Origin of the sequence: Pseudomonas sp. OF001 (genome assembly GCF_904426495.1) — a bacterium.
GTDB lineage: Bacteria > Pseudomonadota > Gammaproteobacteria > Pseudomonadales > Pseudomonadaceae > Geopseudomonas.
Genome location: NZ_CAJGBM010000002.1, coordinates 44,701 through 59,051, shown reverse-complemented (window position 1 = coordinate 59,051; position 14,351 = coordinate 44,701). Strand labels below are relative to the sequence as shown.

14 protein-coding genes and 1 pseudogene are annotated in these 14,351 nt (G+C 70.5%); 10 read left to right on the top strand and 5 right to left on the bottom strand.

Going from position 1 to position 14,351, the window contains the following annotated elements; genetic code table 11:
- The first annotated feature begins 60 nt into the window (after window positions 1-60).
- On the top strand, window positions 61-1,206 hold the full coding sequence (locus RA210_RS02595) for an MFS transporter (protein ID WP_201485307.1): 1,146 nt from the start codon (window positions 61-63) through the stop codon (window positions 1,204-1,206).
- 119 nt (window positions 1,207-1,325) lie between these two features.
- On the opposite strand, the gene RA210_RS02590 is transcribed toward RA210_RS02595, so the two are convergent.
- Window positions 1,326-2,621 carry an NAD(P)/FAD-dependent oxidoreductase gene (locus RA210_RS02590; protein WP_236574601.1) on the bottom strand — a complete coding sequence of 432 codons (1,296 nt, stop codon included), beginning with the start codon at window positions 2,619-2,621 and terminating at the stop codon, window positions 1,326-1,328.
- Between the two features lie 335 nt (window positions 2,622-2,956).
- Here RA210_RS02590 and RA210_RS02585 point away from each other — a divergent pair, with 335 nt between their 5' ends.
- Window positions 2,957-4,327: an alanine/glycine:cation symporter family protein gene (locus RA210_RS02585; RefSeq protein ID WP_136491460.1), complete on the top strand. Its 1,371-nt coding sequence runs from the start codon at window positions 2,957-2,959 to the stop codon at window positions 4,325-4,327.
- A 69-nt stretch (window positions 4,328-4,396) separates the two neighbouring features.
- Here the strand turns inward: RA210_RS02585 and RA210_RS02580 are convergent, their stop codons facing one another.
- Window positions 4,397-4,888 (bottom strand): Lrp/AsnC ligand binding domain-containing protein, encoded by a 492-nt coding sequence (locus RA210_RS02580; RefSeq protein ID WP_136491459.1) that lies wholly within the window; start codon window positions 4,886-4,888, stop codon window positions 4,397-4,399.
- 154 nt (window positions 4,889-5,042) lie between these two features.
- Between RA210_RS02580 and dadA the strand changes: the two genes are divergently transcribed.
- The 5 genes from dadA (at window position 5,043) to RA210_RS02555 (ending at window position 9,073) form a co-directional block, all read left to right on the top strand.
- Window positions 5,043-6,341 carry a D-amino acid dehydrogenase gene (gene dadA, locus RA210_RS02575; RefSeq protein ID WP_136491458.1) on the top strand — a complete coding sequence of 433 codons (1,299 nt, stop codon included), beginning with the start codon at window positions 5,043-5,045 and terminating at the stop codon, window positions 6,339-6,341.
- Window positions 6,316-6,666, top strand: coding sequence for a RidA family protein (locus tag RA210_RS02570; RefSeq protein WP_201485305.1), 351 nt, complete (start codon window positions 6,316-6,318; stop codon window positions 6,664-6,666). The genes dadA and RA210_RS02570 overlap by 26 nt, the downstream gene beginning before the upstream one ends.
- Window positions 6,667-6,723: 57 nt before the next feature.
- Window positions 6,724-7,800 (top strand): alanine racemase, encoded by a 1,077-nt coding sequence (alr, locus tag RA210_RS02565; RefSeq protein WP_201485304.1) that lies wholly within the window; start codon window positions 6,724-6,726, stop codon window positions 7,798-7,800.
- A 156-nt stretch (window positions 7,801-7,956) separates the two neighbouring features.
- Entirely contained in the window at window positions 7,957-8,505 is a 549-nt protein-coding gene (locus RA210_RS02560; RefSeq protein WP_136491455.1) for a cupin domain-containing protein, read from the top strand.
- 145 nt (window positions 8,506-8,650) lie between these two features.
- Window positions 8,651-9,073 carry a c-type cytochrome gene (locus RA210_RS02555; RefSeq protein WP_201485303.1) on the top strand — a complete coding sequence of 141 codons (423 nt, stop codon included), beginning with the start codon at window positions 8,651-8,653 and terminating at the stop codon, window positions 9,071-9,073.
- Between the two features lie 60 nt (window positions 9,074-9,133).
- Here RA210_RS02555 and RA210_RS02550 read toward each other — a convergent pair whose 3' ends face one another.
- Window positions 9,134-9,706 (bottom strand): xanthine phosphoribosyltransferase, encoded by a 573-nt coding sequence (locus RA210_RS02550; RefSeq protein ID WP_201485302.1) that lies wholly within the window; start codon window positions 9,704-9,706, stop codon window positions 9,134-9,136.
- Between the two features lie 166 nt (window positions 9,707-9,872).
- Between RA210_RS02550 and RA210_RS02545 the strand changes: the two genes are divergently transcribed.
- Window positions 9,873-10,625, top strand: a complete 753-nt coding sequence (locus RA210_RS02545; protein ID WP_201485301.1) for a DUF2780 domain-containing protein — start codon at window positions 9,873-9,875, stop codon at window positions 10,623-10,625.
- Between the two features lie 25 nt (window positions 10,626-10,650).
- Here RA210_RS02545 and RA210_RS02540 read toward each other — a convergent pair whose 3' ends face one another.
- Window positions 10,651-11,679: an RNA methyltransferase gene (locus RA210_RS02540; protein ID WP_201485300.1), complete on the bottom strand. Its 1,029-nt coding sequence runs from the start codon at window positions 11,677-11,679 to the stop codon at window positions 10,651-10,653.
- A gap of 113 nt (window positions 11,680-11,792) precedes the next feature.
- On the opposite strand from RA210_RS02540, the pseudogene RA210_RS22140 reads away from it, so the two are divergent.
- Window positions 11,793-12,686, top strand: a pseudogene (locus RA210_RS22140) (PAS domain-containing protein); the annotation flags it as partial.
- A 78-nt stretch (window positions 12,687-12,764) separates the two neighbouring features.
- Window positions 12,765-13,238: a methyl-accepting chemotaxis protein gene (locus RA210_RS22135; protein ID WP_442963364.1), complete on the top strand. Its 474-nt coding sequence runs from the start codon at window positions 12,765-12,767 to the stop codon at window positions 13,236-13,238.
- Here the strand turns inward: RA210_RS22135 and RA210_RS02530 are convergent.
- The gene (locus RA210_RS02530) at window positions 13,225-14,226 is read right to left on the bottom strand and encodes a TerC family protein (RefSeq protein WP_201485298.1); all 1,002 of its coding nucleotides are present in this window, start codon (window positions 14,224-14,226) and stop codon (window positions 13,225-13,227) included. The genes RA210_RS22135 and RA210_RS02530 overlap by 14 nt on opposite strands.
- Window positions 14,227-14,351 lie beyond the last annotated feature (125 nt).

Below are 14,351 nucleotides of genomic sequence, written 5' to 3'. Positions count from 1 at the left end.
GACGGCCGGGCTTCCCGTTACGGGAGGTCCGGCCGCGTCGTTGTGGCGAGGAGGGCAGGCGTGCGCTGGGCTACCTACTGTGCGGTGACCGGAGCGGTGGTGCTGGTCGGCCTGGCCCTGGGCCTCAGCCTGCCGCTGGTGTCGCTGCGCCTGGACGCCTGGGGCTACGGCCAGTTCGCCATCGGCGTGATGGCGGCCATGCCGGCGCTCGGCGTGCTGCTCGGCGCGCGCCTGACCCACGCCTTCGCCGCCCTGTGCGGCACGCCGCGCAGCCTGCAGCTGAGCCTGCTGCTCAGCGCCCTGTCCGTGGCGGCGCTGGCGCTGTGGCCGGACTACGGGCTGTGGTTGCTGCTGCGCCTGCTGCTGGGTGTCTCGCTGACCGTGGTGTTCGTGCTCGGCGAGAGCTGGATCAACCAGCTGGCCAGCGACGCCTGGCGCGGCCGCCTGGTGGCGCTGTACGGCACCGGTTTCGCCCTCAGCCAGCTGTGCGGGCCGCTGTTGCTCGGCGTTCTCGGCTCCGCCGGCGACCAGGCGCTGTGGCTGGCCGCCGCGCTGCTGGTGGCCGGCTGCCTGCTGCTGCTCGGCCGCGGCGGCGCGCCGCAGGTCGGCCACCAGGCGCTGGCCGGCGGCGGCCTGGCGGCGTTCTGCCGCGGCCAGCCGGCGATCGCCTGGGCGGTGGTGCTGTTCGCCGCCTTCGACGCCCTGGCGCTGACCCTGCTGCCGGTGTACCTGCTGCACGAGGGCATCGCCCAGGGGCGCGCGCTGCACATGCTCGGTGCGCTGGTGCTGGGTAACGCCCTGCTGCAGCTGCCGCTCGGCCTGCTCGCCGACCGCCTGCCGCGCCCTGCGCTGCTGCGCGCCTGCGGCCTGCTGCTGCTGGCCAGCAGCCTGGCCCTGCCGCTGGCGCTGCATTCGCCGCTGGTCTGGCTGCTGCTGCCGCTGCTGGGGGCCAGCGCCGGCGGGCTGTACACCCTGGCGCTGGTGCTGGTCGGCGCGCGCTACCGCGACGACGCCCTGGTGCGCGCCAACGCCCACATCGCCCTGTTGTGGGGGACCGGCTGCCTGCTCGGTCCGCTGTCCACCGGCGCTGCCAGCCAGTGGCTGAGCGGCCACGGCCTGCCGCTGCTGCTGGCCGGCGGCGCGGCGCTGTTCCTGGTCCTGGCCCTGCGCCGCGGCGCCTTCGAGCTGCGCGGCGACGCGGGGTAGGGCGGGCAATGGCGCAGCCTGGCCTGACAGGCGCCTGCGTGGTGCGCGCGGCGCACCCTGCGGTTGAGCCTCCCGCCGTAGGGTGCGCCATGCGCACCACTTCCTCGTGAGTCAGTGATCTACAGGCGCTCCTTGAGGCGCTCCCAGAGCATGCCGAGGGCCAGCAGCGGCGCGCGCAGCAGCGGGCCGCCGGGGAAGGTCGGGTGCGGCACCCGGGCGAACAGCTCGAAGCCGGCGCTGTCCTCGCCGTGGATGGCCTGGGCCAGCAACTGCGCGGCCAGGTGGCTGGCGTTGAGACCGTGGCCGGAGTAGGCCTGGGCGTACCAGACGTTCGGCTGGTCGGGCAGGCGGCCGAGCTGCGGCAGGCGGTTGGCGCCGATGCCGATCATCCCGCCCCAGGCGTAGTCGATGGCCACGTCCGCCAGCTGTGGAAACACCCTGAGCATCTTCGGCCGCATGTAGGCGGCGATGTCCGCCGGATCGCGCCCGGAGTAGTGGCAGGCGCCGCCGAACAGCAGGCGGCGATCGCGCGACAGCCGGTAGTAGTCCAGCGCCACGCGCTGGTCGCACAGCGCCATGTCGCGGGGGATCAGCTGCCGCGCGCGTTCCTCGCCCAGCGGCGCGGTGGCGACGATGTAGCTGCCGGCCGGCAGCACCTTGCCGGCCAGCTGCGACTGCAGGCCGGCGAGATAGGCGTTGCAGGCGAGGATCAGCCGGTCGGCGCGCACCACGCCGTGCGCCGTGTGCACGCGCACCTGCGCGCCGTAGTCGATGCGTGTCGCCGCCGAGCGCTCGAACAGCCGCGCGCCCAGGCCCGTCGCCGCCGCTGCCTCGCCGAGGGCCAGCTCGAGCGGGTGCAGGTGCCCGGAGCCCATGTCGATCAGCCCGCCGCAGTAGCGGTCGGAGCCGACCACCTGGTGCATCTCGCCCGGCTGCAGCAGGCGCAGCTCGTGGCGGTAGCCCAGCTCCAGCAGTTCGTCGCGGGCCTGGCGGAAGCCCTCCAGGTGCTCGGGGCGGTTGGCCAGGTCGCAGTAGCCCCAGCGCAGGTCGCAGTCGATGGCGAACTCCTCGATACGCCGGCGCACCAGCTCGACCGCCTCCAGGCCGTACAGCTTGAGGCGGCGCACGCCGGCGTCGCCGAGCAGCGGGCGGAAGCGCTCGACGTCGTGGCCGACGCCGCGGATCAGCTGGCCGCCGTTGCGCCCGCTGGCGCCCCAGCCGATCAGCCGCGCCTCCAGCAGCACCACCGCGTAGCCGCGGCGGGCCAGCTCGATGGCGCAGTTCAGGCCGGTGTAGCCGCCGCCGACGATGCACACATCGGCGCGCGTTTCCCCCGCCTGTGAAGGTAACTCCAGGTGACGGTTGACGCTGGCGGCGTACCACGATGGGGCATGCTCGGGGCTGTGGCTGGGCATTTGGGCAACAGGCAGTGGCTGAGCCCTCAGCATAGGCCGGCAGGGCGCGGCGACCAACAGCTGCCGGACGCCCCGCCGGCTGCGGCCTGCAGGGAGAGACGCGGATTTTTTCATGGAGTTTTCTGCCGTTATCCTGCAGAAAGGCAGGTGAAAGGCCTGTCGTTCGCTTCGACAGCGATGCTGATCTGGTGGATTCGCTATCCCGGCCTGAATAATCACTGCGACCGCTGCGCGGCGCGAGGCGCCGGCGATCGCTGGCACAGCCCGTGCTACGGAGCCCCGCGCAAGGCAGCCGCTGCCTTCACCCCATCGACAAGAGCAAAGAGAACCCCCTGATGGAATTCCTGAACACTGTAGTGAATAGTCTCAATGGCCTGGTCTGGGGGCCGCCCATGCTGGTGCTGATCCTCGGCACCGGCCTGTTCCTGATGCTGGGTCTCAGGTTCATGCCGCTGGCCAGGATCGCCACCGCCTTCGGCCTGCTCTGGCAGGGGCGCAAGAAGGACGACGACGGCTCCGGCGAGATCAGCCCGTTCCAGGCGCTGATGACCTGCCTGGCCGCCACCGTGGGCACCGGCAACATCGCCGGCGTGGCCACCGCGATCTTCCTCGGCGGCCCGGGCGCGGTGTTCTGGATGTGGTGCACCGCGCTGGTCGGCATGGCCACCAAGTACAGCGAGGTGGTGCTGGCCGTGCACTACCGCGAGAAGGACGAGCGCGGCGAGCACGTCGGCGGGCCGATGTACGCGATCAAGAACGGCCTGGGCAGGAAGTGGGCCTGGCTGGGCGGCGCCTTCGCCCTGTTCGGCGGCCTGGCCGGCTTCGGCATCGGCAACATGGTGCAGGTCAACAGCATGGCCGACGCCCTCAGCGGCTCCTTCGGCGTGCCGGACTGGGTCACCGGCGTGGTGACCATGGTCATCACCGGCGTGGTCATCCTCGGCGGCATCAAGCGCATCGGCAAGGTCGCCGAGGCCCTGGTGCCGGCCATGTGCGTGGGCTACATCATCGCCGCGCTGACCGTGCTGGCCCTCAACGCCGAGGCCATTCCCGGCGCCTTCGCGCTGATCTTCGAGCACGCCTTCAACCCGGCGGCGGCCACCGGCGGCTTCGCCGGCGCGGCGGTGATGGCGGCGATCCGCTTCGGCGTGGCCCGCGGCATCTTCTCCAACGAGGCGGGGCTGGGCACCGCAGGCATCGCCCAGGCCGCCGGCACCACCCACAGCTCGGTGCGCTCGGGGCTGATCGGCATGCTCGGCACCTTCATCGACACCATCGTGGTGTGCAGCATGACCGCCCTGGTGATCCTCACCACCGGCGCCTGGACCAGCGGCGCCAGCGGCGCGGCGCTGTCCAGCGCGGCCTTCGAGAGCGCCCTGCCCGGCGTCGGCCAGTACCTGCTGGCCGTGGCCCTGATGGTGTTCAGCTACACCACCATCCTCGGCTGGAGCTACTACGGCGAGCGCTGCTGGGAATACCTGGTCGGCACCCGGGCGATCCTGCCGTTCCGCATCCTCTGGGTGCTGGCCATCCCCTTCGGCGCCGTCGCCCAGCTGGACTTCGCCTGGCTGCTGTCCGACACCCTCAACGGCCTGATGGCCATCCCCAACCTGATCGCCCTGGTGCTGCTCAGCCCGGTGGTGATCCGCCTGACCCGCGAGTACTTCGCCAAGCCGGCCGCTGCGTCGCTGGCGGCGAAACCCTGACGCTCCGAGTCGCGCCGTGACGCAATGCCCGCATCTCCGGATGCGGGCATTGTCGTTTCCGGGGGGCGCTCAGTCCGGCACCGGCAGCGCCAGGGTCTCCTTGACCTCCTCCATGACGATGTAGCTCTTCGACTCGCGCACGTGCGGCAGCTTGAGCAGGATGTCGCCGAGCAGCTTGCGGTAGGAGGCCATCTCCGAGATGCGCGCCTTGATCAGGTAGTCGAACTCGCCGGACACCAGGTGGCACTCCAGCACCTGCGGCAGCTTGAGCACCGCGCGGCGGAACTCCTCGAAGGTGTCGCCGGACTTGTAGTCCAGGCTCAGCTCGACGAACACCAAGAGGCCCGCGCGCAGCAGCTGCGGATTGAGCCTGGCGTGGTAGCCGAGGATCACCCCGTCGCGCTCCAGGCGGCGCACCCGCTCGGTGCACGGGGTGGTCGACAGGTTGACCCGCTCGCCCAGCTCGGTGAAGGAAATCCGCCCCTCCTGCTGGAGGATGCGCAGGATGCTGCGGTCGGTGCGGTCGAGGTCGCGCCGGCCCTTCTTGATGCCCTCGTTCATGGTGGATGCCACTCCGTGAAATGGGTTTTTGCCGAGAATTATCGCCAGAAATCGCCTGAAGAACAGTGAATATTTCTGGAGCGGCGTTCCTATACTGCGCCCATCGAAGCCCACAACAACAGCTCATTCGCGGTGGCGGGTGCGGGAGGCAAGCATGCGAGTTCTGGTCCTTGGCAGCGGTGTGGTCGGCACCGCCAGCGCGTACTACCTGGCCCGCGCCGGGTTCGAGGTGGTGGTCGTCGACCGCCAGGACGGCGTGGCCCTGGAAACCAGCTATGCCAACGCCGGCCAGGTGTCGCCCGGCTACGCCTCGCCGTGGGCTGCCCCGGGCATCCCGCTGAAGGCCATGAAGTGGCTGCTGCAGCGCCATGCGCCGCTGGCCATCAGGCCGACCGCCAGCCTCGACCAGTACCTGTGGATGGCGCAGATGCTGCGCAACTGCACCGCCTCGCGCTATGCGGTGAACAAGGAGCGCATGGTGCGCCTGGCCGAGTACAGCCGCGACTGCCTCGACGAGCTGCGTGCCGAGACCGGCATCGCCTACGAGGGCCGCCGCCTCGGCACCACCCAGCTGTTCCGCACCCAGGCCCAGGTCGACGCCGCGGCCAAGGACATCGCCGTGCTCGAGCAGGCCGGGGTGCCCTACGAGGTGCTCGACCGCGCCGGCATCGCCCGCGTCGAGCCGGCGCTGGCCAAGGTTTCCGACAAGCTGGCCGGCGCCCTGCGCCTGCCCAACGACCAGACCGGCGACTGCTTCCTGTTCACCAGCCGGCTGGCCGAGATGGCCCGCAGCCTCGGCGTCGAGTTCCGCTTCGGCCGCACCATCGAGCGCCTCGACCATGCCGGCGAGCGCATCAACGGGGTGTGGATCGACGGCCAGCTGGAAACCGCCGACCACTACGTGCTGGCCCTCGGCAGCTACTCGCCGCAGCTGCTCAAGCCGCTGGGGATCAGGGCGCCGGTGTACCCGCTGAAGGGCTACTCGCTGACCGTGCCGATCACCGATGCGGCCATGGCGCCGACCTCGACCATCCTCGACGAGACCTACAAGGTGGCGATCACCCGCTTCGACGACCGCATCCGCGTCGGCGGCATGGCCGAGATCGCCGGTTTCGACCTGTCGCTCAACCCGCGCCGGCGCGAGACCCTGGAGATGATCACCCGCGACCTGTACCCGCAGGGCGGCGACCTGGCGCGCGCCGAGTTCTGGACCGGCCTGCGCCCGGCGACCCCGGACGGCACCCCGATCGTCGGCGCCACCCGCTACCGCAACCTGTTCCTCAACACCGGACACGGTACCCTTGGCTGGACCATGGCCTGCGGCTCCGGCCGCCTGCTCGCCGACCTGATGGCGAAAAAGCGCCCGCAGATCAGCCCGCAGGGCCTGGACATTTCCCGCTACGGCTCTTCCAAGGAGAACACCCCCAATGCCCATCCAGCGCCTGCACACTGAGACCCGCTACAGCGAGATCGTCGTCCACAACGGCACCGTCTACCTGGCGGGCCAACTGGCCGACGACTACGCCGGCGACATCCAGCAGCAGACCACCGAGACCCTGGCCAGCATCGAGCGCCTGCTCGCCGAGGCCGGCAGCGACAAGTCGCGCCTGCTGGCGGTGACCATCCACCTCACCGACCTGGCCGATTACGCCGGGATGAACGCGGTGTGGGACGCCTGGCTGCCGGCCGGCTGCGCACCGGCACGCACCTGCGTCGAGGCGAAACTGTACGACCCGCGCGCCCGTGTCGAGATGACCGTGGTGGCCGCGCTGCCCTGACCCTTGCTTTGCCCGGCCGGTTGCGCCGGGCTTTTTTTCATCACAAGAAGACCTGCCATGCGTCCAGCCCGTGCCCTGATCGATCTCGACGCCCTGCGTCACAACTACCGCCTGGCCCGCGAACTCGGCGGCGCCCGTGCCCTCGCCGTGGTCAAGGCCGATGCCTACGGCCACGGCGCGGTGCGCTGCGCCGAGGCGCTGGCGGAGGAGGCCGACGGCTTCGCCGTGGCCTGCATCGAGGAGGCGCTGGAGCTGCGCGCGGCCGGCATTCGCGCGCCGATCCTGCTGCTCGAAGGCTTCTTCGCGGCCGACGAGCTGGCGCTGATCGCCGAGCACCAGCTGTGGTGCGTGGTGCACTCGGCCTGGCAGCTGGAGGCCATCGAGCGCACCGCGCTGGCGCGGCCGCTGAGCGTGTGGCTGAAGCTGGATTCGGGCATGCACCGGGTCGGCCTGCATCCCGAGGAGTACCGCGCCGCCCACGCCCGGCTGCTGGCCAGCGGCAAGGTGGACAGGATCGTGCTGATGAGCCACTTCGCCCGCGCCGACGAACTCGACTGCCCGCGCACCGCCGAGCAGTTGGCCGCGTTCCGCGCCGCCACGGCCGGGCTCGGCGGCGAGGTCAGCCTGCGCAACTCGCCGGCACTGCTCGGCTGGCCCGAGGTTCCCAGCGACTGGGTGCGTCCGGGGATCATGCTCTACGGCGCCACGCCCTTCGAGCAGGCGCAGGCCCAGGCGGCGCGCCTGCGGCCGGTGATGACCCTGGAGTCGCAGATCATCGCCGTGCGCGAGCTGCCCGCCGGCGAGCCGGTCGGCTACGGCGCGCGCTTCGTCAGCGCCCGGCCGACCCGCGTCGGCGTGGTGGCCATGGGCTACGCCGACGGCTACCCGCGCCACGCGCCGAGCGGCACCCCGGTGGCGGTGGACGGCGTGCGCACGTCACTGATCGGCCGGGTGTCGATGGACATGCTCACCGTCGATCTGACCGACCTGCCGCAGGCCGGCCTCGGCAGCCGGGTCGAGCTGTGGGGCGCGCAGGTGCCGGCCAGCGAGGTGGCGGCGGCGGCCGGGACCATTCCCTACCAACTGTTCTGCAACCTCAAGCGGGTGCCGCGCCACTACTCCGGGCCCGCCTGAGCCCTCGCCACGGCGGGCCTGCGGCCCGCTTGCCGGCCCCCTCCCGCCACCCCGCCCGGCCTGCCGCGCGGGGCGTTCGTGTTGTAAATACTGAACGTGCTTGCCATCATTGTCATATTCATCCCTGATCCCGAATGACCGTGGAGGTCTCCAGCCTTGGACGTCGGCGCCCGTCTGCACGCGATCCGCAAACTCAAAGGCCTGTCCCAGCGCGAGTTGGCCAAGCGCGCGGGTGTGACCAACAGCACCATCTCGATGATCGAGAAGAACAGCGTCAGCCCGTCGATCAGTTCGCTGAAGAAGGTGCTCGGCGGCATCCCCATGTCGCTGGTGGAGTTCTTCTCCATGGACCTCGAGGAGGGCAACCAGACCCAGGTGGTGTACAAGTCCGACGAGCTGATCGACATCGGCAGCGGCGCGGTGACCATGAAGCTGGTCGGCCGCATGTTCCCCAACCGGATCATGTCGTTCCTCGACGAGACCTATCCCCCGGGCACCGACACCGGCATGGAGATGCTCAACCACGAGGGCGAGGAGGCCGGCGTGCTGGTCGCCGGGCGTCTCGAGCTGACCGTCGGCGAGGAGGTGTACATCCTCGAGAGCGGCGACAGCTACTACTTCCGCAGCGACCAGCCGCACCGTTTCCGCAATCCGTTCGACGTGCCGGCCCGGCTGATCAGCGCCACCACGCCGGCCAACTTCTGACCCGCCGAGGCTGATGGGCCGGGCCTTTGGCAGCAAGGCCCTGCGACCATCGGGGTTGTTTCGGCAGGCTTCGCTTTGCCGTTATACTGCCGCCGCCCGCGCGGCCCTACCGCCCCGGGCGTGACTAGCCATAGAGGGTGTAAGGGTGAACCTGATCAAGAAAGTCTTGGCAGCCCAGGCTGCCGTGCTGGCCCTGTGGGCGGTTGGCGCCCAGGCCGCGAGCGATGACGCCATCGCCGAACGTCTGAAGCCGGTAGGCGAAGTGTGCATCGCCGGCCAGGAGTGCAAGGGCGTGGGTGCCGTGGCTGCCGCTGCCGGCGGCGGTGCGCGCAGCGCCGACGACGTGGTCGCCAAGTACTGCGGCGCCTGCCACAGCGCCGGCGTGCTGGGCGCGCCGAAGATCGGCGACGCGGCCGACTGGAAGGCCCGCGCCAGCGAGCGCGGTGGTATCGATGCGCTGCTGAAGTCGGCCATCGCCGGCCGCAACGCCATGCCGCCGAAGGGCACCTGCGCCGACTGCTCCGACGACGAGCTGCTGGGCGCGATCCACAAGATGGCCGGCATGTAATTTTCGCCGGTATCGCGAAAGAGCCGCCTGCGGGCGGCTTTTTTGTGCCCGCGCGGCGGCTCAGTCGAGGAAGCGCACCGCGCCGCCCTCCAGCGAGGCGATGCGCGCCAGCGACTCGACCCGGTAGCCGAGCCGCGCCAGTTCGCCGCGACCGGGCTGGAACGACTTCTCGATGACGATGCCGATGCCGGCCACCCGCGCGCCGGCCTGCTCGACGATGGTCGCCAGGCCCCGCGCCGCCTGGCCGTGGGCGAGGAAGTCGTCGACGATCAGCACCCGCTCGCCGGCGGCGAGGTGGCTGGCGGCGACGGCGATGGTGCTCTCCACCTGCTTGGTGAAGGAGTACACCCGCGCGGTCAGCAGCTCGCCGCCGAGGGTCAGCGACTGCTGCTTGCGGGCGAACAGCATGGGCACGCCGAGGGCCAGCGCGGTCATCAGCGCCGGGGCGATGCCCGAGGCCTCGATGGTCAGCACCTTGTCGATGTCCTGCCCGGCGAAGCGGCGGGCGAACTCGACGCCGACCTGCTGCATCAGCACGGGGTCGACCTGGTGGTTGAGGAAGGCATCCACCTTGAGCACCTGGGCGGACAGCACGACGCCCTGTTCGCGGATCTTCTGTTTCAGCAGCTCCATGACACCCCCTGGCGACGGTCGGCGCTGCTCAGTGTAGGACAGCCGGCCTGCGGCGTGCAGCAGCGTGCCAGCGGGCCGTTCGCCGGATTTTCCGCCGGCTGCTCAGCATTTGTGCCGGCGGCGTGGTCAGAGGCTGGTCTGCCTTCCTTTCCTCGAGGTCCGTTCCATGCCCCTGCTTCGCCCTCTCAGCCTCTCCGTCCTGCTGCTCGTGGCGAGCGCACCGGCGTTCGCCGCCGCCGGCGGGGACACCGTCCGGGTGTCCCCGGTCCCGGCGGACCCTGCCCTGCAGGTGACGCCGCCGGTCGGCAACGCGCCGGCGCAGGAGGCGGTCGCTCCGGCGCCAGCGGGCGCCCCGGCGGTCTCCGCCCCGGCGGGCGCGGCCTCCTCGGCGCTGCCCGGGGCCGCCGCCGCCCTCGGCCGTCTGGCCAATCCGCAGACCCTGGCGCTGATCGAGCAGCTGGGCGCCCTGCAGGTGACGCCGCAGCAGGCGATGGGCGGGGTCGGCGCGCTGCTCGGCCTGGCGCAGAGCCAGCTGGCCGGCGACCAGTACGCCCAGCTGGCCGGTGCGGTGCCGGGGCTGGCGCTGCTGGGCGGCAACCCCGCCGGCGCCGACAGCGGCGCCAGCGGCATGCTCGGTCGGCTGGGCGTGCTGAGCGGCCTGCTCGGCGGCGGCGCCAGCCAGGCCCCGCAGCCGGCAGCGCCGGTCGACAGCCTGGCGGGCGTCGCCAGAACCTTCACGGGGCTGGGCATGGAAAGCAGCCTGGTCGGCCAGTTTGCTTCCATCCTGCTGCAGTTCCTCGGCAACCAGGGCCTGGCCGGATCGCTGCTGCAGAGCCTGGGCGGCATCTGGGGCGTGCCGGGTGCGCTGCCCCCGGCCCCGGCGACCGGCACGCCGGTGGCCAGCGGCAGCGCCACCTGAGACGGCGCTCGCCGTCCGCCGCGGGTCAGCGCGGCTGGCGGCGGCTCCTCACCACCTCGGCCCGCGCGCGCAGCTGGCCGCAGCCGCCGTCGACGTCCTGTCCGGCGCTGTTGCGCACCTTGGTCAGCACGCCCCGGCTGTGCAGGTAGCGCACTATCTGCACGATGCGCTCGCCGTCGGGACGCTGGAAGTCGTCGCCTTCCAGGCTGTTGTAGGGGATCAGGTTCATCACCGCGTACTTGCCCCTGAGCAGGCGCAGGATGCCGTCCATTTCCTCGACGCTGTCGTTGATGCCCCTGAGCAGCGTCCACTGGTACTGGATCGGGTAGCCGACCGCGCGGGCGTAGGCCTCGCCCTGCGCGACCAGCTCCTCGGGATCGATCTGCGGCGCGCGCGGCAGCAGCTCGCGGCGCAGTTCGGCGTTGGTGGTGTGCAGCGACAGCGCCAGCGCCGGCTTGACCCGCTCCCCGGGCAGGCGCTCGAACACGCGCGGATCGCCCACCGTGGAGAACACCAGGTTCTTGTGGCCGATGCCGCCCTCGGTGCCGAGCAGGTGGATGGCCTCCAGCACGTTGTCGAGGTTGTGCGCCGGCTCGCCCATGCCCATGAACACCACCTTCTTCACCGGGCGGAAGCGCCGCGCCAGAGCCACCTGGGCGACGATCTCGGCGCTGCCGACCTGGCGCAGCAGGCCGCTCTTGCCGGTCATGCAGAACACGCAGCCAACCGCGCAGCCGACCTGGGTCGACACGCACAGGCCGTCGCGGGGCAGCAGCACGCTCTCCACCATCTGCCCGTCGTTGAGTTCGACCAGCAGGCGCGCCGAGCCGTCGGCGCCGGGGTGCTCGGAGCGCAGCCGGGCCAGGCCGGCGATCTCGGCGTCGAGCTGCGGCAGCGCCGCGCGCACCGACAGCGGGAAAAAATCCGCGGCCGGGCGGTTGCGCGGGCCGCTGTCCAGCGGCCGGCCGGCCAGCCAGGCGCGCAGGATGCGGGTGCTGTGGCAGGGCTGGGCGCCGCTGGCGGCGAGGCGGGAGGTCAGGTCGTGGATGCGCATAGGGCGCGCATCCTAGCATCGCGCCGCGCTGGCGGGCAGATCGCGCGCCGGAGTGCAGCGCTCGTCGCCGGGTTCTACCGAATTTTTCTGTACAATCTTTTGGTTATTTGTAAATGTTATGTACAGGTCTGTCGCCACCCTGTCGTCGCTGGCGAAAGGCACAAAGACGTCCCGTCTGCCGCCATGGCCGGCCTGCTGCTGACCGGCCGAGCCCGCGGTGCTTTCCACCTCTTCCGTTCCGTGGGGATTGTCTGATGCTACGTTTCCTCCGCTCCCTGCCCGGTCAGCCGCGGCGCTACAGGGAGCTGTTCAAGTCGATCGACCGCGCCGTGGCGATGGTCGAGTTCAACCTGGACGGTACCGTCCGGGCCGCCAACGAGCGCTTCTGCGAGCTGGTCGGCTGCTCCGCCGAACGGATCGGTAGCGTCCACCACCGCGACTTCTGCCCGCCGGACTATGCGCAGAGCGAGGAGTACCCGCACTTCTGGGAGCGCCTGCGCCAGGGCGAATCCTTCGGCGGGGTGTTCGAACGTCGCCGCGCGGACGGCCAGCCGATCTGGCTGGAGGCCACCTACGTGCCGGTGCAGGACGAGCGCGGCCAGATCGAGCGGGTGCTCAAGGTCGCCAGCGACACCAGCGAGCGGGTGCGCGAGTCCAGCCACGCGCGCAACCTGCTCGACGCGCTGAACCGCTCGATGGCGGTGGTGCAGTTCGACATGGACGGACGGGTGGTGGATGCCAACGCCAACTTCCTCGCCGCCATGGGCTATCGCCTGGAAGAGATTCTCGGCAAGCCGCATGCGCAGTTCTGCCGCCCGGACTACCGTGCTTCCGCCGACTACCGCGCCTTCTGGGAGCGCCTGCGCAGCGGCCAGTTCTTCTCCGGCGAGTGCGAGCGGGTCACCAGGGGCGGCCAGCCGATCTGGCTGGAGGCCACCTACAACCCGGTGCTCGACGAGCAGGGCCGCCCCTACCAGGTGATCAAGTTCGCCAGCGACATCAGCGAGCAGGTCCGCCGCCACGCGGCCGAGCGGCACAGCGCGCAGACCGCCTACCAGATCGCCCGGGAAACCGAGCAGCTGTCGATGTCCGGCCAGCGGGTGATCCTCGATGCGACCGAGCGCATGCACGCGCTGGCCGAGCGGGTACGCACCTCGGTGAGTCAGGTCGAGCGCCTGGAGCAGCGCATCCAGCAGATCACGGCGATCGTCGACTCGATCCAGAACATCGCCCAGCAGACCAACCTGCTGTCGCTCAACGCCGCCATCGAGGCGGCGCGCGCCGGCTCCAGCGGCCAGGGCTTCGCGGTGGTCGCCGCCGAGGTACGCAGCCTGGCCGGCAGCACCGCGCAGGCCACCGGCTCGATCACCGAACTGATCGGCGCGATCCACCAGCAGGCCGGCGAGGTGATGCAGGGCATGGCCGCCAGCCTGAGCCAGGTGGAGGACGGCGTGCGCCTGGCCAACGAGGCCGGCACCGCGATCCGCCAGATCCACGACGGCGCCGGACGGGTGGTCGACGTAGTGCAGCGCTTCTCCAGCGAGGTCACTGCTGGCTAGCGCGGGTGGCGTCGCCGGCCGCGTGGCGGGTCTTCCACAGCGACACCAGCACGCCGCCGATCAGCAGGGTCAGGGTCACGCCGAGCGACAGCGCCGCCGGGATCTTGCCGATGATGCCGACCAGGAAGATCTTGCCGCCGATGAACACCAGCACCAGCGCCAGGGCGTACTTCAGGTAGGCGAAGCGGTGGATCAGCGCGGCGAGGGCGAAGTACAGCGCGCGCAGGCCGAGGATGGCGAAGATGTTCGAGGTGTAGACGATGAACGGGTCCTGGGTGATGGCGAAGATCGCCGGCACGCTGTCCACCGCGAACACCACGTCGGCGCACTCGATGAGGATCAGGGCGAGGAACAGCGGGGTGATCCACAGCACCGGCCTGCCGCTGGCGTCGGGCTGGCGCACGAAGAAGCGCTGCTCGTGCAGGCGGTCGGTGATGCGCAGGTGGCTGCGCAGGAAGCGCACCAGCAGGTTGTTCTCCAGGTCCGGGGTCTCATCGACCCGGGCGAACAGCATGCGCACGCCGGTGAGCACCAGGAACACGCCGAACACGTAGAGGATCCAGCTGAACTGGTGGATCAGCGCGGCGCCCAGGCCGATCATCACGGCGCGCAGCACGATCACCCCGAGGATGCCCCAGAACAGCACCTTGTGCTGGTAGCGGCGCGGAATGCCGAGGAAGCTGAAGATCACCGCCATCAGGAACACGTTGTCCATCGACAGCGACTTCTCGATCAGGAAGCCGGTCAGGTAGTCCATGCCGGCGTCGCCGCCCTTCTGGAACCACACCCAGACCGCGAACAGCAGGCCGACGGTGATGTAGCCGGCCGACAGCAGCAGGCTCTCCTTGACGCCGATCTCGTGCTGGTCGCGGTGCAGCACGCCGAGGTCGAAGACCAGCAGGGAAATCACCACGGCGAAGAACGCCAGCCACAGCCAGGTGGCGGTGCCGAGGAAGTCGGCGAACAGGAACGAATGTAGGGCAGTCATGGACCCCTCCTTGCAGTCGAAGTTTCATCAACTGTGACTCCGACATGGCGGCGTCAGCCGTCAGAGGGGCCCGGTGTCACGCTTCCAGCCTAGAAAACCCGACTGTTTCGATCAAGAAAAGGGTT